The organism is Pseudomonas sp. H11T01 (assembly GCF_048515765.1).
Classification (GTDB): Bacteria; Pseudomonadota; Gammaproteobacteria; order Pseudomonadales; family Pseudomonadaceae; genus Aquipseudomonas.
In genome coordinates this window covers 42,859-65,350 of sequence record NZ_JBLYED010000002.1, presented here as the reverse complement: position 1 = coordinate 65,350, position 22,492 = coordinate 42,859, and the positions used below count along the sequence as shown (strand labels likewise).

20 protein-coding genes are annotated in these 22,492 nt (G+C 57.4%); 11 read left to right on the top strand and 9 right to left on the bottom strand.

The features are described from left to right. The first annotated feature begins 33 nt into the window (after positions 1-33). The 7 genes from ACN1C3_RS02865 (at position 34) to ACN1C3_RS02835 (ending at position 8,186) form a co-directional block, all read left to right on the top strand. Complete coding sequence (locus ACN1C3_RS02865) at positions 34-1,401, top strand: AAA family ATPase (RefSeq protein ID WP_150675895.1); 1,368 nt, start codon at positions 34-36, stop codon at positions 1,399-1,401. Between the two features lie 966 nt (positions 1,402-2,367). Next, on the top strand, positions 2,368-3,951 hold the full coding sequence (locus tag ACN1C3_RS02860) for an AAA family ATPase (protein WP_419114572.1): 1,584 nt from the start codon (positions 2,368-2,370) through the stop codon (positions 3,949-3,951). Then, a complete protein-coding gene (locus ACN1C3_RS02855; protein ID WP_419114279.1) occupies positions 3,948-5,261 on the top strand; it encodes an McrC family protein in 1,314 nt (437 codons plus the stop codon). Before ACN1C3_RS02860 ends, ACN1C3_RS02855 begins: the two co-directional genes overlap by 4 nt. A 34-nt stretch (positions 5,262-5,295) precedes the next feature. Beyond that, the gene (locus ACN1C3_RS02850) at positions 5,296-5,547 is read left to right on the top strand and encodes a Fic family protein (RefSeq protein ID WP_419114278.1); all 252 of its coding nucleotides are present in this window, start codon (positions 5,296-5,298) and stop codon (positions 5,545-5,547) included. 339 nt (positions 5,548-5,886) lie between these two features. Beyond that, entirely contained in the window at positions 5,887-6,483 is a 597-nt protein-coding gene (locus ACN1C3_RS02845; protein WP_419114277.1) for an eCIS core domain-containing protein, read from the top strand. A 161-nt stretch (positions 6,484-6,644) separates the two neighbouring features. Continuing rightward, positions 6,645-7,481 (top strand): AraC family ligand binding domain-containing protein, encoded by an 837-nt coding sequence (locus ACN1C3_RS02840; RefSeq protein ID WP_419114276.1) that lies wholly within the window; start codon positions 6,645-6,647, stop codon positions 7,479-7,481. Positions 7,482-7,589: 108 nt separating this feature from the next. Continuing rightward, complete coding sequence (locus ACN1C3_RS02835) at positions 7,590-8,186, top strand: LysE family translocator (RefSeq protein ID WP_419114275.1); 597 nt, start codon at positions 7,590-7,592, stop codon at positions 8,184-8,186. A gap of 87 nt (positions 8,187-8,273) precedes the next feature. Here the strand turns inward: ACN1C3_RS02835 and ACN1C3_RS02830 are convergent, their stop codons facing one another. Further along, a complete protein-coding gene (locus ACN1C3_RS02830) occupies positions 8,274-9,839 on the bottom strand; it encodes an aldehyde dehydrogenase (NADP(+)) (protein WP_419114274.1) in 1,566 nt (521 codons plus the stop codon). Between the two features lie 4 nt (positions 9,840-9,843). Further along, positions 9,844-10,473, bottom strand: coding sequence for an isochorismatase family cysteine hydrolase (locus ACN1C3_RS02825; protein ID WP_419114273.1), 630 nt, complete (start codon positions 10,471-10,473; stop codon positions 9,844-9,846). 99 nt (positions 10,474-10,572) lie between these two features. Between ACN1C3_RS02825 and ACN1C3_RS02820 the strand changes: the two genes are divergently transcribed. Then, positions 10,573-11,082, top strand: coding sequence for a winged helix-turn-helix transcriptional regulator (locus tag ACN1C3_RS02820; protein ID WP_419114272.1), 510 nt, complete (start codon positions 10,573-10,575; stop codon positions 11,080-11,082). 194 nt (positions 11,083-11,276) lie between these two features. Here the strand turns inward: ACN1C3_RS02820 and ACN1C3_RS02815 are convergent, their stop codons facing one another. From ACN1C3_RS02815 to acnB, 4 genes are all read right to left on the bottom strand, one after another. After that, positions 11,277-12,743 carry a heavy metal sensor histidine kinase gene (locus tag ACN1C3_RS02815; protein WP_419114271.1) on the bottom strand — a complete coding sequence of 489 codons (1,467 nt, stop codon included), beginning with the start codon at positions 12,741-12,743 and terminating at the stop codon, positions 11,277-11,279. Beyond that, positions 12,740-13,411, bottom strand: coding sequence for a heavy metal response regulator transcription factor (locus ACN1C3_RS02810; protein ID WP_419114270.1), 672 nt, complete (start codon positions 13,409-13,411; stop codon positions 12,740-12,742). The genes ACN1C3_RS02815 and ACN1C3_RS02810 overlap by 4 nt, the downstream gene beginning before the upstream one ends. A 144-nt stretch (positions 13,412-13,555) precedes the next feature. Next, positions 13,556-13,810, bottom strand: a complete 255-nt coding sequence (locus ACN1C3_RS02805) for a DUF2790 domain-containing protein (protein WP_419114269.1) — start codon at positions 13,808-13,810, stop codon at positions 13,556-13,558. Between the two features lie 208 nt (positions 13,811-14,018). Continuing rightward, a complete protein-coding gene (gene acnB, locus ACN1C3_RS02800) occupies positions 14,019-16,619 on the bottom strand; it encodes a bifunctional aconitate hydratase 2/2-methylisocitrate dehydratase (protein ID WP_419114268.1) in 2,601 nt (866 codons plus the stop codon). 405 nt (positions 16,620-17,024) lie between these two features. Here acnB and ACN1C3_RS02795 point away from each other — a divergent pair, with 405 nt between their 5' ends. After that, positions 17,025-17,495 carry a DUF1289 domain-containing protein gene (locus ACN1C3_RS02795; RefSeq protein WP_419114267.1) on the top strand — a complete coding sequence of 157 codons (471 nt, stop codon included), beginning with the start codon at positions 17,025-17,027 and terminating at the stop codon, positions 17,493-17,495. Between the two features lie 118 nt (positions 17,496-17,613). On the opposite strand, the gene ACN1C3_RS02790 is transcribed toward ACN1C3_RS02795, so the two are convergent. Continuing rightward, positions 17,614-18,477 carry a universal stress protein gene (locus ACN1C3_RS02790; RefSeq protein WP_419114266.1) on the bottom strand — a complete coding sequence of 288 codons (864 nt, stop codon included), beginning with the start codon at positions 18,475-18,477 and terminating at the stop codon, positions 17,614-17,616. A 227-nt stretch (positions 18,478-18,704) separates the two neighbouring features. Here ACN1C3_RS02790 and ACN1C3_RS02785 point away from each other — a divergent pair, with 227 nt between their 5' ends. Continuing rightward, complete coding sequence (locus tag ACN1C3_RS02785; RefSeq protein WP_419114265.1) at positions 18,705-19,322, top strand: tRNA-(ms[2]io[6]A)-hydroxylase; 618 nt, start codon at positions 18,705-18,707, stop codon at positions 19,320-19,322. Here the strand turns inward: ACN1C3_RS02785 and ACN1C3_RS02780 are convergent. Both ACN1C3_RS02780 and ACN1C3_RS02775 read right to left on the bottom strand, forming a co-directional pair. Beyond that, positions 19,263-20,675, bottom strand: a complete 1,413-nt coding sequence (locus tag ACN1C3_RS02780; protein WP_419114264.1) for a sensor histidine kinase — start codon at positions 20,673-20,675, stop codon at positions 19,263-19,265. The two genes, ACN1C3_RS02785 and ACN1C3_RS02780, sit on opposite strands and share 60 nt — an antisense overlap. Then, positions 20,653-21,345 (bottom strand): response regulator transcription factor, encoded by a 693-nt coding sequence (locus ACN1C3_RS02775; protein ID WP_419114263.1) that lies wholly within the window; start codon positions 21,343-21,345, stop codon positions 20,653-20,655. The genes ACN1C3_RS02780 and ACN1C3_RS02775 overlap by 23 nt, the downstream gene beginning before the upstream one ends. A 161-nt stretch (positions 21,346-21,506) precedes the next feature. Between ACN1C3_RS02775 and ACN1C3_RS02770 the strand changes: the two genes are divergently transcribed. Further along, positions 21,507-22,220: a response regulator transcription factor gene (locus tag ACN1C3_RS02770; protein ID WP_419114262.1), complete on the top strand. Its 714-nt coding sequence runs from the start codon at positions 21,507-21,509 to the stop codon at positions 22,218-22,220. The last annotated feature ends 272 nt before the right edge of the window (positions 22,221-22,492 follow it).

Below are 22,492 nucleotides of genomic sequence, written 5' to 3'. Positions count from 1 at the left end.
CCGCCTGCGCTTATCACAGCGAGAAGAATTGCGATGATTGAAGGTTACTCAGAGGAAGAGTTTGGCACCACCGTCCACGCACACGTACGTCCAGCAGAGCCAATCAGCTCCATTGAGCTGCTCAAGGGTCGGCAAAAGGAGCTTGAAGAAATCCGTCGTGCTCTTTTCGCCAAAGGCCGTCACATGTTCATCTACGGTGATCGCGGAATTGGTAAATCGTCCCTCGCACAGACTGCTGCTTTGCAATACCAGTCCTCTGACTCCGATATTATTCAGATCGGATGTACGCGAACGAGCACTTTCTACGAGATTATGCAAAGCATCGCTGCGAGCTTGGTCGAAAACTTGGACAGCAGAGAGATTCAGGCCAAAACCGGGATTAACCTCAAGTTTTTCAGCTTTGAGCTGCTGGTCAAATCCTCGTTCAAACCTGAAGTGCCACCAGTAGGCAACATGGAACAGGCTCTGAACGTCATATCCGACATCAGGGAGATACATTCGGAAAAACCAATCATCGTCATCGACGAATTTGACGCGATTCAAGAAGCTGAGGAAAGGTACAAATTCGCCGAGTTCTTGAAAAAAATGGGCGACTCAGGCATCTACGTTCCCATCATTTTCAGCGGTATCGCAGCGTCCCTAGACGACGTCCTCGGAGGGCATCAATCCAGCATTCGCCAACTATTCCCCATACAGCTGTCACCTATTTCCTGGGACTCGCGTTGGGACATCCTGGTGGAAGCACTCGAAGCCTTCAATATCGAGTTCGACGATGAGATCAAATACCGGGTCGCCGGCATCAGCGATGGCTTTCCCTACTACGTTCACCTGATCACTGAGCATTTACTATGGGCGATCTACGATGACCCTGACACGTTGCAGATCGCCAATTTCAATCATTACAACGAGGCTCTAAAAAAAGCAGTAGAAACGGTTCAGGAGCATATCCGCAAGCCATACGACTTAGCGACGACTCGTCATAGCCAAGACTTCCACCATGCGTTATGGGCGTCTGCTGACACGTCAATTCTGCACCGCAATATCGATAGTATCTACGCGTCCTACGGGCGAATCATCCGCGACCTAAACCACGCGAACCCACAGGAAAAGCTGACCCCGATCGATCGCAAAAAATTCAGCCAGCGGCTCAATACGCTGACCAAGCCCAGCCACGGCTCAGTACTTAAGAAGATGAGCGACAATCGAACAGGCTGGTATCAATTCAGTGAAAACATGCTCCGGGGCTATGTGCGGCTGCTAGCAGAAACAAACGGTGTTCAACTCTGGATGGATGAGGCGAAGGTACCTAAACAACTGATTAATCCGCGGCCCAGCCCCGTGGGCAGCAGCCGTAGATTTCAATCAAGCGTCCCTACTGGTATTGGCCTCAAGGATGATTAGAGGCCATAGAAAGCCCCTCTCCAGAAGCATCATCTCTACCGAGAGACCAATGTGCCGCGTCGATCACAATAGCTAGTATTACTAGCTAGCCAATCTGTTGCATCGACCGGTTGGATCCACAGCCAATAGCGGCCGCTCGTTTTGGGGTGCTAAAAGAACGCTAACCCGACTCCGCGACACCATCTTACCCCACCGTATCTTCGGTCAGTTATGTCTGCCGGAAGCTGAAACAATGCTGGAGAAAGCCCCGTGAGCGATATGCAAGGAAAACTATTTAAAGAATGGTTGGTCAGTGAGGGGAAGGCGCTTAATACCGCCAGTAATTATCTGTCTGGCGTTAATACGGTCACCAAGCATTTGGGCAGCAATGTTCTGCTGACCAACGACCTCGAAGAACTGGAAGAGCTGAACCGTCAATACGGTCCGGGTGGTGAGCACGCCAGAATTGGCTCCAGCAACAGTAACAACGTGCAAAGTGGATTGCGGCAGTGGCTGGAATACCAGCGATGCCTCCAACAAGGCGCAATTGACGGCTATGCCGATAAACGGGTGCTCCAGTTATTGGGTAAGGGTACACCTGAAGAGCAGGTATGGTTTTGGGCGTTAGTTAAGTGTTTCCGCGAGCGATACCCACATGCCGACCACTGGACGGTGAACATCAACCCTGCGGATATCCGTATTGGTGTTCGGGCGCAGGACAGCCTGAAAGGTAAGCCTGTGTTCACGCTGTACTGGTACGGCGGGAAAATTTGTTGCTCGTTGCGTGGGATAGCGGACCATCGCGCACTGATGGAAGCCAAAGAGCAGGACTGGGAAATTGACTCGACTCACTACCCCACGTTAGCGGATATGGTCACATGGTTTGACTTGGTAGACCACGCACTGAAGGATAAGCAACTGACCTTGAACGGAACAGGACTAGTACCCCGCAACTATAGCCAAGCCGAACAGGAAGAGCCTGACGTAATGACAACTTATCCCGCGACAGAGCCCGCCCTTAATCAAATTCTTTTTGGTCCACCCGGCACCGGAAAAACCTACGCTACCATCAACCAGGCGCTGGCGATTCTAGCCCCGGAATTTTTAGCGCAAAACAGCGGCAGTGACTCCGATACGCGCGAACGCTTGAAGAAGGAATTCGATCGATTCGTGACTGCCGATCGTGTGCGCTTCGTAACCTTTCACCAGAGCTTCAGTTATGAAGATTTCGTAGAGGGGATTCGAGCGGACTCTGACGCGGAAACTGGACAGTTGAGATACCCGATTGACGCCGGCGTATTCAAACGCATTTGTGATGACGCCCGGACGCGACCGGCTACTGACCTAGGGGTGCGGGCCAACCCGGCGATATGGAAAATTTCCATTGACGGTACTGGGAACTCACCCAGCAAGAGCTATTGCCTGGCTAATGGAGAAGCACGCATTGGTTGGGGTAAGACCGGCGATCTGCGTGAGGACTGCGAGCAAAACCCGTATTACCAAAGCTTGGGCGCAGGGGATAAAGGCACGCTCAATTACTTTGCCGAGCAGATGGCGGTAGGGGACATTTTGTTGTGCATCCATTCGGCTGAGCAAATCGGTTCGATTGGCGTGGTGACGAGTGAGTATCGCTATGAAAAGCAGGTACCCGCCGGGGTGATCGCTAATTATCAGCATGTGCGTTCGGTGCGCTGGCTGTATCGCGATATTAATTTGCCCATCCTACCGCTCAACGATAGCCGGCAGTTCACGCTGAAAACTGTCTATGCCATGAACCGTTTCACCTGGGCAGATTTGCTTTCCTATCTGCAGCAGCAGGGTGTGCAGCCGGCTGAACCGGCAGTGGTTACCGCCAGTACGGACGTGCCTTATGTGCTTATCATTGATGAGATCAACCGGGGTAACGTCTCGCGTATTTTCGGTGAGCTGATCACCCTGATCGAGCCTTCTAAACGCGAGGGAGCAGAAGAGGCGCTTAGCCTGAAACTGCCCTATTCGAAAAAGCCTTTCAGCGTGCCGAAGAATGTCTACCTGATCGGCACGATGAACACCGCCGACCGATCACTGGCTGGCCTGGACATCGCTCTGCGACGTCGATTTACATTCAAGGAGATGTTGCCCCAGCCGCAGCTTCTGGACGGTGTGTCTGTGGCAGGCGTGGATATTGGCCAACTGTTACGGGTGATGAACCAGCGCATCGAGGTGCTGTTGGATCGCGAGCATTGTCTGGGACACGCCTACTTTATGCCGTTACTGAAAACCTCCAGCCTGGCGCAGTTGGAGCTCATCTTCCGCAATCAGGTGCTCCCGTTACTGCAGGAGTATTTCTTTGAAGATTGGCAGCGCATCCAGTGGGTATTCAATGATCATCGTAAGCCTTTAGCCGACTGCTTTGTGCTTCGCCAGAACCTGGATCTCAACTCGTTGTTCGGCGGAAGAGTACCCGCACAGGATCAGGTCTGGCGTATTAACGAGTTGGCGTTTAACCGTGTCTCTGCTTATGCCGGCGTGATTGCATGTAAAACCGACGCCGAGGCTTCTGTCGAGTCGCACGAGGGGTTGGAGGTTTGAATGCTCACGTCACAGTTCGTGAGTACGCCAGGCTCACGACAACTGCGGTTGCGCCTGGTGATCTCGACTGTGCGCAGATATCTGAAACTGCCTTCGACTGGCTATGCGAGCTGAGCGCAAGCTTTAGTAAGGGTGGCGCAACCTTGCTGCAGGTCGAAGGTCGACGCTCGCTCAAATGGGATAGCTATGTAGGTGTAATTGAAACGCCTTGTGGCACAATTTTGGAGATATTACCCAAACATTTTGAAAAGCATGGCTGCAAGGCCAAGAGTCGTAGCCTGCTGCGCAAGTTAATTCAAGCGGCCTTATCGCTGAAACCGCGTCAGGTTTCGGTGGCAGGGCTGGAGCTATTCGATGCCCCACTGACGGAATGGGTGATGGGACAGTTCTTGGGTGAGCTGGATCTTCTGGTAAAGCGTGGCATTCGCTTCGACTATCAACGCGTCGAAGAAGATCAGCGCTTTTTGCGTGGGCAGCTCAATGTAGTGGCCCAGATTCGCCAGCCGCCGGGACGGCAGCATCACTTCCAGGTTCGTCACGATGTGTTTCTGCCGAACCGGGCGGAAAACCGCTTGCTTAAACTCGCGTTGGAGCATGTGGCAAAGAGCACTAAAGACGCCGCCAATTGGCGATTAGCGAGTGAACTGCGCACCATACTGACAGAAGTGCCTGCAAGCCGGCACGAGACACAAGACTTACGTGCCTGGAGTCGTGATCGCTTGATGGCTCATTACCAGGCAATCAAACCTTGGTGCGAGCTGATCCTTAATCAGCAGATGCCGATTGCCGTGAGCGGCGGATGGCGGGGGATGAGCCTGTTATTCCCTATGGAAAAATTGTTTGAACGTTATATCGAGAATTGGCTGCGAAACCAGTTACAGCCAGTTGCCAAGTTAAAGGCTCAGTCGGCCAGCCAGTATCTGTGCGGCCACGACAACGCTCGGATGTTCTGCTTGAAGCCGGACTTGCTCATCGATACGCCCGGGCAACGCTGGATTCTGGACACAAAGTGGAAACGAATTGATATGCGCAGGCGTGAGAAGAACTACGACCTCAGTCAGAGTGATTTCTATCAGCTGTTCGCCTATGGCCATAAATATCGCAAAGGCACAGGCGTGCCGAAGCTGATGCTGATTTATCCGTATTGGTCAGGGTTGCAGGAGGCGCTACCGGTTTTCCATTACGGTGATGGGATGAGTTTGTGGGTATTACCTTTTGATTTGGATAATGACTGCTTGCTGGACGCAGGCACTGCCGGTATTCCTCTGAAACATGAAACCTCCAAAGCCGCGTTGGAGGTGAGAGAATAAGCCATTACCAACCGCCTTTGACCTTGCCCCGCGCATGACCCCACCGGCTCGCAGGCCGGCTCAATTGATGGATGAACTGTTGCAATCGTTGGTTAGCGGCAATGTGCATTCACTAATCGCTAGCTCAGCGCTCCATTATGAGTGTGAGTTCATTCATCCCTTTGTCGATGGGAGAGATCGGATTTACGCTTCTTTTGGCCAATTGCTGCCTATCGCGAAGGTCTGCAGTCGGCCGATTCTGTTGAAAAAGTCGGTTCTTCCAGACTGCCCGCCCGCTGACGGCTGAAAACACCTTTTTTGCGTGTCGCTACGCGAAATCTGAGCCCGGAGTCTTCTGCTCAAAGCAAAGATTTCAAACTAAAGCGCGTACTTTTCTATCGTGGAAGCTACGGTCGACTTTTTCAACAGAATCGGCTGACCTCTGCCGGTCACGACGGGCGGGAGTCACCAGCCAAGAGCTGCCGCGGACGCATGTTTACTAAAGTGGATGATTCGCAGAAAACAGTGGCCTGTCGCTTCCTGCGATTATCTTGGGGGCGCCTGGTTCGGGACTACGCTAAAGCTATGCGGGTCGCCGATCAATTGTGACCCACTGTTCTCGCTGCGTCCGTCCCGGGAGCGCCCAATGCCGCCCATCACCACGCGCCTGGTGGCGCTGTTTGTTCTTTGCCTGACTTTTGAAGTGCCAGCTCAGACCAACGGCTGCCCAGCTGGCGAGAAACAAGTGTGCCTGGACGGCTGCATCTGCCTGCCAGACCTGGGACAGATGCTCGGCCCTCTGCCTGATGGCATCTACCAGATCGCGGCACCTGCCCTGGCGCTGTGGCTGACCCAAGCCCGCGCTGAAGCAGCCAACGCCGGCATCCAACCCATTCCACCGCACATCCGGGAGCAGCTGCTGCGCTGGTACGACCCCAGCGTCCTCGATACCGCGCGCTACAAAGTTAGCGACAACGGCCAATTCAGCGCCGCCACTGCCATGCTGCAAAACCCCGATGTCGGTGCCGTGACGCTGATCGACGTCATCCTCTTCCGTGACGCTCAAACCGCAGAACAGGACATCGCGCTCTGGGCTCACGAACTAAAGCATGTGCAGCAGTATCAGGAATGGGGGGTAGAAGGATTTGCCCAGCGTTATACACAAGATTTCAATGCTGTGGAGGCGCCGGCTTATGCCATACAGGCTGAGGTCAGGCGGTCGGTGCGGGAAGGGAGGTGGTGACCCCAAGCTCCCATTCACCTTGACCACATCCCCTCACAAACGCTTATCAGCCCCAACACCCACAACCAACTTGCACAAATCTTCTAAACGTCCTTTTCCATTGCGCGGTAATTTAGTCATCCGTACAGAACGAAGCTGAACCATTACCTCTGGAGTCTTGCGTGGATAAACGCAACTGGATTGAGCTGTCCCAGGATGCCGATACCGGGATTGAATCGATTCGTGCCCATTTTCAGGGGCATGCCTACGATCCGCACTGGCATGACAGTTTTCTGGTGGGGGTCACCGAGCAGGGGGTGCAGCAGTTCAATTGCCGGCGCGTTCGCCACCTCAGTACGCCGGGCAAGGTATTCATGCTGGAGCCGGGGGAAATCCACGATGGGCATGCGCCGACCGAGGAGGGGTTCACCTACTCCATGCTCTACCTCGATCCGCACTGGCTGGAGCGGGAGTTGCACGCGCTGTTCGAGCACGCGCCGGCCAACAGCCAGCCGGGTTTTGCCGACACCCTGAGCCAGGACCCGGGCCTGGCCACTGCCATTTATCAAGCCTTTCACGCGCTTCATGAGGGTGACTTGCGCATCGTGCGCCAGAGCGCCATCGACACCTTGTTGGGGTCGCTCACGTGCCACCTTGACTGGCGCAAGCGTCGGGCCTTTGATCCGCGCCTGCCGTTGGTGGCCCAGGTTGCGCGTGACTATCTGCATGCCCATGTCTACGAGGACATCGGGCTGGATGATCTGGCCCAAGCCTGTGGTGTTGATCGCTTTCGCCTGACGCGGGCCTTCAAGGCAGCCTTTGGGCTGGCGCCTCATGCTTATTTGATCCAGCTGCGCCTGGCCAAGGCGCGGCAGCTGCTGGCGCGGGGCGAGTCGCCGGCGCAGGTGGCCAATGCTCTCGGGTTCGCCGATCAAAGCCACATGGGGCGCTGGTTCCGCCGTGCCTACCAGCTCACACCAGCGGATTACCGCAAGCGCTGCTCAAACCTTCCAGACTGAATCCCGCGGACTCGCGACCATGGTCTCCTATTTGATCAAGGAGTCCATGCCATGTCTTTTTCGCTATTCTTTTCTGCCCCTTCGATGCGCCTTCAGGGAGTCTGAGCCATGGAATCGTTGCTGCCTTTCCTGCTGTTTGCGTTCGTTGCCTCGATTACCCCAGGACCGACCAATATTCTGGTGCTGAGCCACAGTTCGCGGTGTGGGTTGGGTGCCACGCTGCCCATCATTTTTGGCGCATGTGTGGCGGCGGCGCTGATTGTGTTTGCGGTCGGGCTCGGCGTGGGCGAGACGCTGCTGCGGTTTCCGCGTGTGCAGCAGGCGATGGCCTGGGCCGGGGTGCTCTGGTTGAGTTGGCTGGCCTGGCAGATCTTTCAAAGCGCACCGCCGTCCCTGGACCCGGCCACCCCGCGCGACGAGGGCCTCAGCGCGTTCGGCGTTGCAACATTGCAATTGGTCAACCCCAAGGTCTGGATGATGGCGCTGGCGGTGGTGAGCGTGTTTGCCGGCGGCGGCGACAAGAGCATGCGGCTGGTGGTGTTGTCGCTGGTATTTCTGTTGGTCTCCTTGCCGTGCATGACCCTGTGGGCGTTGCTCGGCGTGGGTAGTGCTCGGGCTTTTGGTTCGCCACAGGCGTTCAAACGCATGAACCATGTACTGGCTTTTTTGTTGCTGGTGTCGGCCTGGTTGACTGTGCTGGTGTAGGTCGAACATTGCCTGGGCAGGGAGCCCCACTTGCAGCTCATCCCACCCTCTGCCGGCAATACGACGCCTTGCCGAACGGGATAGCGTCTATTGACCGTCCACGATGCGAGGCAGCCCCAATGGGTTGGTATCACGCAGGGCCTCGGGCAGTAGCGCATCAGGAAAACCCTGGTAGGCCACTGGGCGTAAGAAGCGCTCAATCGACGTCATGCCGACCGAGGTGAAGCGGCTGTCCGACGTGGCCGGAAACGGTCCGCCGTGAACGGTGGCGAAAGTCACCTCCTGTGGGTGCGCGAAGGCATTGACGACGATACGCCCGGTGCGCCGCTCCAGGACCGGTAGCAAGCGATGAGCCAGCTGCATATCACTTTCTTCAAGATGCATGGCGGCGCTGAGCTGACCCTTAAGCGAGCGAGCGACAGCGAGCAGTTCATCCTCATCCTTGACGCTCACCAGCAGCGCTGACGGACCGAATACTTCCTCTGCAAGCACCGTCTCGGCCAGGAAGCGTTGGCCGTCGACCTCAAGCAACGCCGCCCGGCCATCAAAATCCGCATTGGATGCCGAGCCTTCGGCAGCGAGACGTGCACCGGCGTTCGCCATGGCGGCGAGACCGTTCGAGTAGGACGCATGAATAGCCGGCGTCAGCATGGTGCGCGCCGATGCATCGGTCACGCGCTTCACCATGGCGGCACGCATCGCTTCAAGGCCAGCCCCTTTGATCGCGACAAGGATGGCGGGTCTAAGGCAGGCTTGCCCCACATTGACCAGCATGCGCTCGATAAAGCCATCGCCGATCTGCGCTCCGCGTGTGGCCAGCGCATGGGGCAGGATGAACGTAGGGTTGACGCTGGTCATCTCGGTGAAGACGGGGATGGGATCGGGGCGTTGCTGCGCACGGCGATACAGCGCCATGCCGCCATGCTCCGAGCCGGTGAACGTCACGGCCTTGACCAACGGATGATCGACCAGCGCTTCGCCGATCGCGTTACCGCTGCCGCGCACCATCGAGAAGACGCCTTCGGGCAGTCCGTGCTCTTGCACCGCCTTACGAATGGCCCGCGCCTGAATTTCCGAGGCGCCGGGATGAGCGTTATGTGCCTTCAGGATGACGGTCGCGCCGGCCGCCAATGCCGAAGCGGTATCGCCGCCGGCGACCGAGTATGAAATGGGAAAGTTGCTCGCACCGAATATAGCCACCGGGCCGATCGCTATCTTCTGAAGGCGATGGTCCATGCGTGGGCGTGGCTGGCGATCAGGCTGTGCCGGATCGACGGCCAGCTGGAGGAAGCGCCCTTTGCGCACGACATCAGCGAATTGGCGAAACTGGGTGGCGGCTTTTGCGGTCTCGCCCTCAAGCTGGGCCTCGGGCAGACCTGTTTCGAGCGCGGCCCGCGCGGCAAGCTCGGTGCGGACTGCGTCGAGATTGTCGGCAATGCTGTCGAGGAACGCCGCGCGCCGGGCCAGCGAGGTATGGCTGTAACAGTCAAACGCCTCGTCGGCGAGTGTCGCGGCCCGGTCGACATCCGCCACGCCACCCAAGGCGAAATCCGGCTCGATCAACTGGTTGGTCGCGGGGTTTAGCGCCTTCATCGTCCCTTCAGTGGCTGCGGCATCGTTTGCGCCGATTATCAGATGTCCTGTCAGTTTCATCTTGTCACCCCTGCTGAGTCAGGGAGGCGATGAGTGCGTCCGTCGCCACAATGGCGTGGGCGAAGGTGGGGCCGTTCAGTTCATGTGCGGCCTGCATCATTTCCGGCTTGAAGGCAGCGGTCGCGTCACGCACCAGCGTGACGTGGTAGCCGAGCTCTACCGCGTAACGGGCTGTGGCCTCGATGCAGGTATTGGCCAGCAGGCCAACAATAATCACGTGCGTGATGCCTTTCTGCTTGAGGCGAAAATCAAGGTCGGTATTGGCAAAACCGCTCGAGCCCCAATGTTCCTGGACGACAATGTCGCCGTCTTTTGGCGCGAAATCGGGGTGCCATTCGCCGCCCCATTCCCCGCGTGCGAAGTGATGCATGTGCATGACCTTGCACTGGGTGGGACTCGGATGATCCCAGCCTTCGTAGTCACCTTGTTCCCAACGGCGGTGCGGTACGATGACCACCGGAATATCGAGGGCACGGACGGTGCGGTCGAGGGCGCGCAGATTGTCGAGCAGGCCCACTTGCTCGGCGATCGGTTCGATCAAGGAATAGATTTTTCCGCCTTCCGAGAGGAAGTCATTGTAAGGATCGACCAGCAGGTAGGCCGTCCTGTCGAGAGGATAGATTGCTTTCGACATGCGATTTTCTCCACAGATTTTGGGTGACCGGTGCCGTAGGCTTGCCTTGGTACGTTGTAGATATGATAATCATAGTAACAGTGAAAGAGGCAAGTCCTTATGTCGATAAACACAAGTGCCCCTGAAACCCTGTGCCCGATTGCACGGGCCGAGGCAGTCGTGGGCGACCGCTGGACCGTGCTGGTCCTGCGTGAGTTGTTCATGGGGAGCCACCGATTCGACGAGATCCAGGCGCAGACCGCAGGAACTCCGCAAATGGTCGCCGCACGCTTGAAAAATATGGAGGCTGATGGGCTCGTCGCACGCCGCCCTTACAGCGAGCGGCCGCTACGTTACGAATACCACCTCACCCCGAAAGGGGAAGCCTTCTATTCTGTGGTCCTTGCGTTGCGCGCGTGGGGAGAAACCTGGTGCAAGTCGGACAAGGAGGAGTTGGCGGTCGTTTATACCCACAAAGCCTGTGGCGAGCTCGCCGGGCTAGGGCCGCTTTGCGAACATTGCGGCGAGCTCTTGCGCCGTGAAGAGCTGATCAGCGAGCCGGGTGCAGCCTACACCGCAGAACGAAAAGCACGGCGTGAGGCCTTCAAGGGAAATCGAATCCAACCGTAACGACGCGCCCAAGGACCTGTTCACGCGCCTGAGCAAGGCCGCGACTGTGTCCACATCTCTGCAACCGTCCTCTCTACGCCTACGCCTGCGGCCTTGACCTGCTGACACAACAATTGAGTGCCAATGTCGGCCTCGTCAAAGCGCTCGGTGGGGGATGGGACTACACGGAGCTTGCTGTGGAAGTTCGATGAAGGTCAACCGGGGGAGGGGCGCTTCACGACGATGCTGGGGCGAGGGGCGTCTGGGCCGGTTTGAAAGCTGGCCTGACGCTCTTGCTGATCCCGTATGGGGAAAAACAGCTCGAAACAGGTCACGCCATTCTCGCTGGTGACGCTGTAGCGGCCACTGTGCAGCTGCATGATAGTCGCTACGATCGAAAGCCCCAGGCCATTGGACTGGGCCGAGCGCTCGCGTGATTGATCAACGCGGTAGAAACGCTCGAATAATCTTGGAAGGTGTTCCGCCGGGATGGTTGTTCCGTAGTTGCGCACGCGTAGATTGATGCCACCCTCGGACGGTGTGGCCTGGATCAACAGTTCGGAATGAGGTGCAGCATATTTTATCGCATTGGCACACAGGTTAGCCAAGGCGCGGCGTAGCAGCATTGGCTCGGCCCAGATAAGGCCGTCGCCCTCCGTGCGGATGGTGACATCGGCGTCCGCGGCCAGACCTTCAAAGTAATCGGCTACGCGTTCCAGTTCGTCGGCGGCGCCCAGCTCCTGGCGCTGATCACGAGCGCTACCGGGGTCAGTACGAGCGAGGAACAGCATGTTGTCGAGCATGCGTGTCAGGCGCTCGAGTTCTTCGACGTTGGAGGCGAGCAACTGCTGGTAATGTTCCACACTGCGGTTCTGCTGCATCGCGACCTGGGTTTCACCCAGCAAGTTGTTGATGGGCGTGCGTAGTTCGTGGGCCATGTCAGTCGAGACCTGGCTCAGTTGCGCAAAACCCTTGGCGAGTCGCTCAAGCATGGTGTTGAAAGAGTCGATCATCGGGCGCAACTCCTTCGGCGCGCCTCGGCCGTCGAGTCGCTCTGTCAGATTGCCAATGCCGATACCGTGGGCTTGAAGCGCCAGGCGTCTGAGGGGCAACAAACCGCGATGAACCACTGCATATCCAGCCAGCGCCAGGACAATGGCCGCGAGACTGGCGAGGAGGTATACGCTGAGACGATAGCTGGCGAGCACTGCGGTTCGTTCGGTCATCAGGCAGCCAATGGTCACTTTCAGCTTGCCCGAGTCGATACTCGCGGAGATGGCCGCGAAGGGGGTACCGTTCACGGCGGGTAGATGCTGCACATCTGTCAGTGCCAGGGAATGGTCCATTGCCACGGGAGTGAGGTCGGGAATGTCAATATTGCGGGGATTGACCTGTAGTAAAGGGGCTTCCCCTGAAACGCCAATAGCGAGTACGTACTCGCGATTGCCCAGCATGTTCTGAAACAGCACAGGTCTGGTCCTGATCAGTTCCAGCGTATTGCTGCCGTTGAGAAAATTACGCAGCTGATCTATGCGATAGACCAGGGTGGACTCGTCGCGTCGTATCAGTTCGCGCTCAAGCTCGCGGTACAGTGCGACGCCGGTGGTTGCCAGCAGAGTGAAGGCCAGCAAGGCAAACACCACCGCCAGGCGCAGCGTCATGGAGTAATGGCGATGGCTCATGGTTGCGTGTCAAAGCGGTAGCCAATGCCCCGCACACTGTGGATCAGCTTCGGATGGAAAGGGTCGTCGATTTTCAGGCGCAGGCGTCGCACAGCCACGTCCACCACGTTGGTGTCGCTGTCAAAGTTCATGTCCCAGACCCGGGAGGCGATCAGTGAACGAGACAGCACCTGATCCTGATGCGTGGCGAGCAGGTGCAACAATGCAAACTCTTTGTTTGTCAGCGTCACTCGCACGCCGGCGCGGGTGACGCGGCGTTTGATTACATCAATATGCAGGTCAGCGATCTGCAGTTGCTCTTCTTCCCGGGTCGGACCTCGGCGGGTCAGGGTGCGCAGGCGTGCGACCAGCTCGGCGAAAGAAAAGGGTTTGATCAGGTAGTCGTCGGCCCCCAACTCCAGGCCTTTGATTCGGTCGGCGATGTCATCCCGCGCGGTCAGGAACAGTACCGGTGTGTCGGCTTCCTTGCGCAGGCGGCGCAGTACTTCCCAGCCGTCCATCTTCGGCATCATCACATCCAGCACGATGACGTCGAAAGGCGTTTCCAGGGCTTGGTGTAAACCATCAACGCCATCGCGGGCCAGGCTGACGGAGTATCCCTGTTCCTGCAGACCATTGAGTAAGTAGTTGCCCGCCTTGGGTTCGTCTTCCACGACAAGGATGTTCATGAGAATGACCTTGGTTCGGTTTCGGTATTCGATCCACAAAAAGCGGACCTGAAAGCCGTGAGCAGGTAGCGCAAGTATAGCCCTGCCATCAGGTGCTGTTGCGTTTTGCCTGCTCGCGGACAGCCATGTGCATAAAGCACTCCATCAGTTTTCGTTCGGGCAGCGCCCTTGAACCGAATAGTCCAGCTCATGTTCCCGACCCTGATGATCCAGGTAATCGAGACGGGCCGGAATGACGCCGCATTGGTCCGAGATGTCAGTCATGGATTTGACTTTCGCAACGTCCAGGTGAACGAAGAAACCGGTCTTGTCGTGGATCACCGCCGAGGTGTCGGTGGTATCGGCGAAGACTGAACCTGTGGCGAGGAGGGCGGCAAATCCGAGTATGAACAGTTTCATGGCAGTATCTCCTTATTTACGGTGGGCTGCCTGTTGTTTGGCAGTGAATTCACAGTAACAAGGCAACTCCAACAGCCGACGAACAGAATAATTACAAAGTTGTAATGCAGCTGGAGCAGGAAAACCGCCAGCTCAAGATGGATAACGATAAGCATAAAAAAACGCCGCATATCGCAAGATATGCGGCGTTTTCTATGGCGTTGTAACGTTAGGCTTGAACGACCGGAATGTTGGCGTTCGCAGCAGCTTCACGGAACTCGGCGATCTGGTCGAAACTCAGGTAGCGATAAACATCGCTGGCCATAGTGTCGATTTCTTTCGCGTAGGCCATGTACTCCTCGACGGTCGGCAGGCGACCCAGGATCGAAGCAACCGACGCCAACTCAGCCGAAGCCAGGTAAACGTTCGCGCCATCGCCCAGACGGTTCGGGAAGTTACGGGTTGAAGTCGACACCACGGTGGAGTTCGGTTCAACGCGAGCCTGGTTACCCATGCACAGCGAGCAGCCCGGCATTTCCATGCGCGCGCCAGCCTTGCCGTAGATGCCGTAGTAGCCTTCTTCGGTCAGTTGGTGAGCGTCCATCTTGGTCGGAGGCGACAGCCACAGACGAGTTGGCAGCGAACCTTCGACTTTTTCCAGCAGTTTACCGGCAGCGCGGAAGTGACCGATGTTGGTCATGCACGAACCGATGAACACTTCGTCGATCTTCTCGCCAGCAACGCTGGAGAGCAGACGGGCGTCGTCCGGATCGTTTGGCGCACAGAGCACAGGCTCTTTGATGTCGTCCAGATTGATTTCGATGGTTTCAGCGTATTCGGCGTCAGCATCGGCAACCATCAGCTCAGGGTTGGCAACCCAGGCTTCCATCGCTTGTGCGCGACGTTCCAGAGTCCGTGCATCGCCGTAACCTTCGCCAATCATCCAGCGCAGCAGGGTGATGTTGGAGTTCAGGTACTCGGTGATCGACTCTTTCGACAGCTTGATGGTGCAGCCGGCAGCGGAACGTTCGGCGGAGGCGTCGGACAGTTCGAAAGCCTGCTCGATGCTCAGGTTGTCGAGGCCTTCGATTTCCAGAATGCGACCGGAGAAAGCGTTCTTCTTGCCTTTCTTCTCTACGGTCAACAGGCCAGCCTGGATCGCGTAGTAAGGAATGGCGTGAACCAGGTCACGCAGGGTGACGCCCGGTTGCATTTTGCCTTTGAAGCGCACCAGGATCGATTCCGGCATGTCCAGCGGCATAACGCCAGTGGCTGCGGCGAAAGCCACCAGACCGGAACCGGCCGGGAAGGAGATCCCCATCGGGAAACGGGTGTGGGAGTCACCACCGGTGCCGACAGTGTCCGGCAGCAGCATGCGGTTCAGCCAGCTGTGGATGATGCCGTCGCCCGGACGCAGGGAAACGCCGCCGCGGGTCATGATGAAGTCAGGCAGGGTGTGGTGGGTGGTCACGTCGATCGGCTTTGGATAGGCCGCGGTGTGGCAGAAAGACTGCATCACCAGATCGGTCGAGAAGCCCAGGCACGCCAGGTCTTTCAGCTCGTCACGGGTCATGGGACCTGTGGTGTCCTGGGAACCGACGGTGGTCATTTTCGGTTCGCAGTAGGTACCTGGACGAACGCCAGCTACGCCGCAAGCCTTGCCGACCATTTTCTGCGCCAGGGTATAACCCTTGGTGCTTTCAGCCGGTGCTTCAGGCAGTTTGAACAACGTCGAAGGTGGCAGACCCAGCTCGGCGCGAGCCTTCTCGGTCAGGCCACGGCCGATGATCAGCGGGATACGGCCGCCGGCACGGACTTCGTCGAGCAGAACCGGGGTCTTCATTTCGAAGGTGGTCAGGACTTCGTCGCTGTTGTGCTTGGTGACTTTGCCAGCATGCGGGTACAGGTCGATCACGTCGCCCATGTTCATGTTGGTAACGTCGAATTCGATTGGCAGTGCGCCGGCATCTTCCATGGTGTTGTAGAAGATCGGAGCGATCTTGTTGCCGAAGCAGAAACCACCGGCACGCTTGTTCGGGACATAAGGAACGTCGTCGCCGAAGAACCACAGCACCGAGTTGGTCGCCGATTTACGCGAAGAACCGGTACCGACCACGTCACCGACGTAGGCGATAGGGAAGCCTTGACCGCGCATTTCTTCGATCTGCTTCATCGGGCCGGTGACGCCTTGCTCATCCGGAACGATACCGTCACGGGCCATTTTCAGCATGGCCAGGGCGTGCAGCGGGATGTCAGGACGGGACCAGGCATCAGGCGCAGGGGACAGGTCGTCGGTGTTGGTTTCGCCGGTGACCTTGAACACGCGCAGGCTGATTTTGTCGGCCAGGACCGGGCGCTTCTGGAACCACTCGCCGTCGGCCCAGGATTGCAGTACGCCTTGAGCGTGAACGTTGCCGTTCTTGGCTTTTTCTGCGACGTCGTGGAAAGCGTCGAACATCAGCAGGGTGTGCTTGAGTTCTTTGGCCGCGACTGGCGCCAGTTCGGCGCTGTCCAGCAGGTCAACCAGAGTCACGATGTTGTAGCCGCCCTGCATGGTGCCGAGCAGTTCAACAGCGCGTTTCTTGTCGATCAGAGGGGAGTTGGCTTCGCCTTTGGCCAGTGCGGAGAGGAAACCGGCCTTTACATAGGCAGCTTCATCGACGCCAGGCGGCACGCGATTGGTGATCAGGTCAACGAGGAAAGCTTCTTCGCCAGCCGGGGGATTCTTCAGCAGCTCGACCAGGCCTGCAGTTTGTTCGGCGTTTAGCGGCTGGGGAACGATACCCAGTGCTGCACGCTCTTCGATATGTTTGCGGTAGGCTTCAAGCACAGTATTACCCTCATCAGTGGTCCCAAATGGGTGTCCGGGACGCTCATCCAGAAACTCACGGCACTCAGCGCTCCGGGGCTTTTTGAGCCACTTAGCCTGCGTTGCCGGAATTCCTCACAGAAGCTGCTTTCAAAGTTTTACGCCTGCAGAACGGGAGCTGATGAGGGTTGGCGTTGGGCTTTTCCCCGCTGGAAAAACCCTTCGCCAACACCGCTCTGAAGGAACGACTGTGCTCGTGACGCTTTGAAAACAGCTTCTAACGGACATTGGCGCCTTAAAAGGCTGGCTGATTCTACGGTAAAAAAAATTTAAAGGTAAGTTGGGCCTTGAACTTTGAGGGGTGATGAATGTTAGACAAAGGGCTAACATGCGGACCTGTTTTGCTTTCCCGCGTTCTGCCTACCTATGCCCAATCAGACTATCAAGACCCCCTGCATCGGCCTCTGCTCCACTGTTTACGGTGATTTGGTGTGCCGTGGCTGCAAGCGTTTTCACCACGAAGTGATTCGCTGGAACGGCTACAACGAGGAAGAAAAACGTGCGGTCTGGCTGCGCCTGGAGCAGCTGTTGGTGCAGGTGATGGCTGGAAAACTGGAGATTTTCGACCCCAAACGACTGCGTCTGCAGCTGGAGCAGCGAAAAATCCGCTTCGTACCCCATCAGTCCGAATATTGCTGGGCTTACCAGTTGATTGCCCGTGGCGCGCGGGTCATCAACAATCTGGATGCCTACGGCATGGTGCTGTTGCCGGAGTTTCGCGACTGGAGCTTGCCAGAGCTGCGTGATGCCATTGATCGGGAATTTTTCCTGCTGTCTGAAGCGCATTATCAGCGTTACATCGCGCCGGGATTTCTCAGGGATTCCTTCGGCACCTGATTCTTGAAAACTTCGCGGGCAAGCCCGCTCCCACAAGGGCAGCATAATCCCTGTGGGAGCGGGCTTGCCCGCGAATGCGGTCTGTCAGGCGACAAAGCAATCAACGGCTAACCCACCCTCAATGCTTGGTAACAATCTCCTCCAGATGATCCATGATCACGTCTGGCTTGAGCACCAGCACGTCGCTTTCCAGCGAATCGAGCACCACTTCAGCCGTATTGCCAATCAACGCGCCTGACAAACCCGTGCGCGCCACCGTGCCGATGACAGTGACCGATGCCTGCAGTTTGTGGGCGGTGTAAGGAATCAACACATCTGCCGGGCCTTCCTCGATATGTAAATGTGTGTCGTCGATATCGAACTCGGCCTGAAACGCCTTGCACTGCTCGCGGTAGCGGGCTTCGATGGTTTCCTTGAGCTGGAACACCGGATCGGCCGCCGACAGCATCGGTGACGGGTGAGCGCTGATCACGTGCAACTGCGCCTTGGCCAGACTGGCAATGTCGAAACCGTGATCGACGATGCTGGCGTGCAGGGTACGGTGTTCGCCATCGGTGTTGCCGACGTCGATGGCCGCCAGAATCACGCCGCCGGTCCAGGGCTTGGACGTCTTGACCAGCAACACCGGCGCCGGGCATTTACGCAGCAGTTTCCAGTCGGCAGGTGTGAGCAACGCCTTTTTCAGCGGGTTGTCGGGGAAATGCTGTTTGACCACCAGTCCGCAACCTTCGGCCTGCTGCACGTCGATGATGGTTTCGTGCAGGCTTTCATTCCAGGCCTGCTCGGTGGTGACGCTGTAGCCTTCCTCGAGCAAGCTGCTCTTGAGCACGCTGAGGAGCGCCGAGTGATCATGCTTCTTGTCACACACCAGCAAATGCAAATGCGCCTGGGTTACCCCGGCGATCAACTTGGCGCGTTTGAGTGCGAGGCTTTCCGAATGCTCGGGCTCAATGACCACCAGGAGGCTGCGAATGGCTTGCATGATCGGGATCTCCATAGAGTGAAAGACGCTGCGTTGCACAACTATAGTTGCTGTGGGCCAACCGTGATGTTGACGCACATCAAGTCGGCCGACTGGTGGTCTGCCGCCCGGCCGGTATAATCGTCGCCCTTCGCTGTGAACCTTTCTCTCGTGAGCCTCATGTTACTGATCCTTGAAGTCGCTGCCGTCCTGCCTTGCCACGCTCCTGAACATGCGGACGTGTCCCGATGATTCTTCCAGAAATTCACGAGTTTTTGGGGTGCCGTACTCCTGACGGTTGGGTCCAGGCCGCGCTGGCGGATCAGGAAACCCTGCTGATTGACCACAAAAACTGCGAGTTCAAGGCGGCGAGCACTGCGCTCAGCCTGATCGCCAAGTATCACTCTCACGTCGATCTGATCAACCTGATGTCGCGGCTGGCCCGCGAAGAGCTGGTCCACCATGAACAGGTCATGCGCCTGATGAAAAAGCGCAAGATCGAGCTGCGCCAGCTGTCTGCCAGCCGTTATGCCTCGGGGCTGCGTAAAGTCGTGCGCAACCACGAGCCAGTCAAACTGGTGGATACCCTAGTGGTTGGTGCGTTTATTGAAGCGCGAAGCTGCGAACGCTTCGAAGCGCTGGTGCCGCATCTGGATGAAGAACTGGGCAAGTTCTACTTCGGCTTGTTGAAAAGCGAAGCCCGGCATTTTCAGGGCTATCTGAAGCTGGCTTACCAGTATGGCGACGCCAAAGACATTGCCCAGGTGATCGAGAAGGTCAGGACAACCGAGCAGGCGCTGATCGAGTCACCGGATACCGAGTTCCGCTTCCACAGCGGGATCCCGACCCTCCCAGCGGTTGCCTGATTTACCCATCAAGTCGATCTGGCAGCCGGGTTGCGCGTCCTGTACCTGTAAGGTCATGTCATGCAGACGGGCAACCGCGGAAACCATGCTTAAACCGAGTCCATTGCCTGCCGTATGGCGACTGGACTCGGAGCGGTACAGTCGGCGAAAAACGGCTTCACGCTCGGCTTCCGGAATGCCTGGCCCCTGGTCTTTTACCCTGATCCCGCTGTGGGTCGCGTCAGCAATGACCGTGACCTGGATGTGGCTGTCGTCGGGTGAAAACTTGATGGCGTTGTCGAGCAGGTTACAGGCTGCATCGAACAGCAATTGAGGGTCACCGGAGAGATTCGCCGGTTTAGCACTGGGAACAAGTTCCAGGGTCATGCCGCGTTCTTCAGCCAACGGTTCGAAGAGTTCCGTGGCATCTGCCGCGATCTGGTTCAGGTCAACCTGGGCAAAGTTACTGCGTCGGGCGCTGACTTCGATTTCGGAAATACGCAGCAACGCCCGGAAAGTCTGCAAAAGACCCATGGCTTCCTCAATGGCGGCATCGATGGCTGCGGCATATTCTTCTTTGCTCAGGTTGCGTCGCTGGGCGCGCTCTAACCCGGCAATCAGTCGGGTCAGCGGGGTGCGAAGGTCATGGGCGATGTCGTCGCAGACGCCTTTGACTTCACTCATCAGGCGTTCGAGTTCGTCGAGCATGCCATTGACGACACTGGCGATACGGTCGATGTCATCGCGGTTGCCGCGGGTCGGCAAGCGTCCACTGAGGTCACCCTCGATAATGCGTTCGATCGAGCGGCCAAGGGCTTCCAGCCGCCGGCGGGCGGAATAACCGAGTGCGATTGCACCGAGCAGGCCGACCACCAGCAGCAGTGCACCGCCGGAGATCAACGCCTGGACCAGTAACTCGTCGAACTCGCGAATATCGTGGATGTCCTGGGCGACCAACAGCGTTTGTCCGTTTTCCAGCCGATGAACCATGAAGCGCACCGGGCGGTTGCGGTCATGGGGCGCGCGCCAGTCGAACTCATAGGGTTTATCGTATTTTTTGAAAGCGGGCAGTGTCTGGATCGCCCCGGCAAGCGGTTGGTCATTGGCATCGAATAATGCGTGCGGAGCATGACCTTCTATGTCCTGTTCGGCATGTTGGCGAATCTCCTGCTGGCGCAAGACCGGGGCTTGACGGCTACGGGTGTCGATCTGACGGTACAGCGCTGTATCGACTTCAGATTTCAAATAGCCTGCGGTCTGCCAATAGATGTAGCCAAATAGCCCGAGAAACGAACAACCGAAGAGCGCCAGAAACATCAACGCCGTGCGAAAGCTGATGGTGCGCGGGATTTCACTCAGGTGAACGGAGAACATAGCCGGCTCCGCGAATGGTATGAATCATTTGTTCTTCGCCCTCTGCGTCGATCTTGCGGCGCAGGCGTCCGATATGGACCTCGATGACGTTGGTACGCTCGTCGTAACTGTAATTCCAGACGGCTTCGAACAGCATCGTACGGGTCACGACCTGGCCGGCATGTTGCACCAGGTATTCGAGCAGGGCGTATTCGCGGGGCAACAGATCGATCTGTCGCTCACCCCGACGCACGGTGCGGCGCAGCAGATCGAGGTCAAGATTGGCGACGCGCAGACGATTTTCCCGTTCCTGACCCGGCAGTGCGACACGTCGACGGCTCAGCGCATCCAGGCGGGCGGTCAGTTCGATGAATTCGAAGGGCTTGGTCAGGTAGTCGTCACCGCCGGCACGCAGGCCGCGAACCCGCTCGTCGAGTGCGCTGAGTGCGCTGAGGATCAGCACCGGCGTCGCGATGCCGGACGCACGCAAGGCGGTCAGCATGCCCAGTCCATCCAGGGCGCCGGGGAGCATACGGTCGAGGACGATAATGTCGAACGTATCGCTGATGGCACGCAGCAAGCCGTCGCGACCGTTGTCGACACAGGTCACATCGAAACCATGGTCTTGCAGCGCAGCTTCGATTTCACGGGCGGTGGAGGGGTCATCTTCGACGACCAGTACATGGGTCATAAGCGTTGCACAGGCCTCAGTGGATCGGACGCATAGGGGTGCTGTGAGGGGCGCGGTGCTGGCTCTCGACCCCTTCAGTGGCATAGTGTGCCAAACCGAAGTAAACGCAAAGGTCGCGTGAACATGAAAGAAAGTTTAGGTTCGGTGTCGGGGGGCTTTTCGTGCGCATCCTGGTGATCGAAGACGATGCACGCACATCGGCTTATCTGCTGCGCGGTCTGGGCGAGAGCGGGCACATTGTCGATGCCGCCGAAGACGGCCCGGATGGCTTGGCGATGGCGCTCGAGGGGCTCTATGACGCGCTGATTGTCGACCGCCAATTGCCGGGGCTGGATGGTTTGGCGCTGGTTCGCGAATTGCGTCGTCGACAGGTGTACACGCCCGTGTTGATGCTCAGCGCGCTGGCCTCGACGTCGCAACGGGTCGAAGGCTTGCAGGCTGGATGCGATGACTACCTGGCCAAACCCTACGCCTTCATCGAAGTCCTGGCTCGACTGGATGCGTTGCTGCGTACCCGGGATCAGGCACCCGGTCCTTCGCGAACGTTCAGAGTCGGGGAGTTGTATCTGGACTGTGCGGCACGCCGGGTGACACGTCAGGGTAGAACGATCGCACTGGCTTACCGTGAAACACTGATTCTGGAAAAGCTGATGCGCCACAGCGGTGAAGTCGTCACTCGCAGCATGTTGCTGGAGAGTGCCTGGGATTATGAGTTTGACCCGAACGACAACGTGATCGATAAACATATCTATCGCTTGCGCCGCAAGCTTGATGAAGGCTTTGATCATTCGTTGATTCATACCGTGCCGGGTGCCGGGTATCGCCTGGAGGCGACCGACGAGGGAGCTTGCGAGGCCGACGCCGAACAGCCCTGACCTTAATGCAAGAGGTTTGAGCGACGAAAATCCTGTGGGAGCGGGCTTGCCCGCGAAGAACGATGACGAGTAATGCCTGAAAAACCGCGGTGTTCGCTTCGCGGGCAAGCCCGCTCCCACAGGATCTGTTCGTTAACTTCCAGGCATCGGGCCTTACCTAAACTAATTTTCAGGTTCAGGGGAACGCTCTGCTAGGTGCCCGTTGATATCTTCGTGCCATTCGTGGTGGCCAAGCCACACAGGCTTTGCCGGAGATGATCAGTAGATGCCCC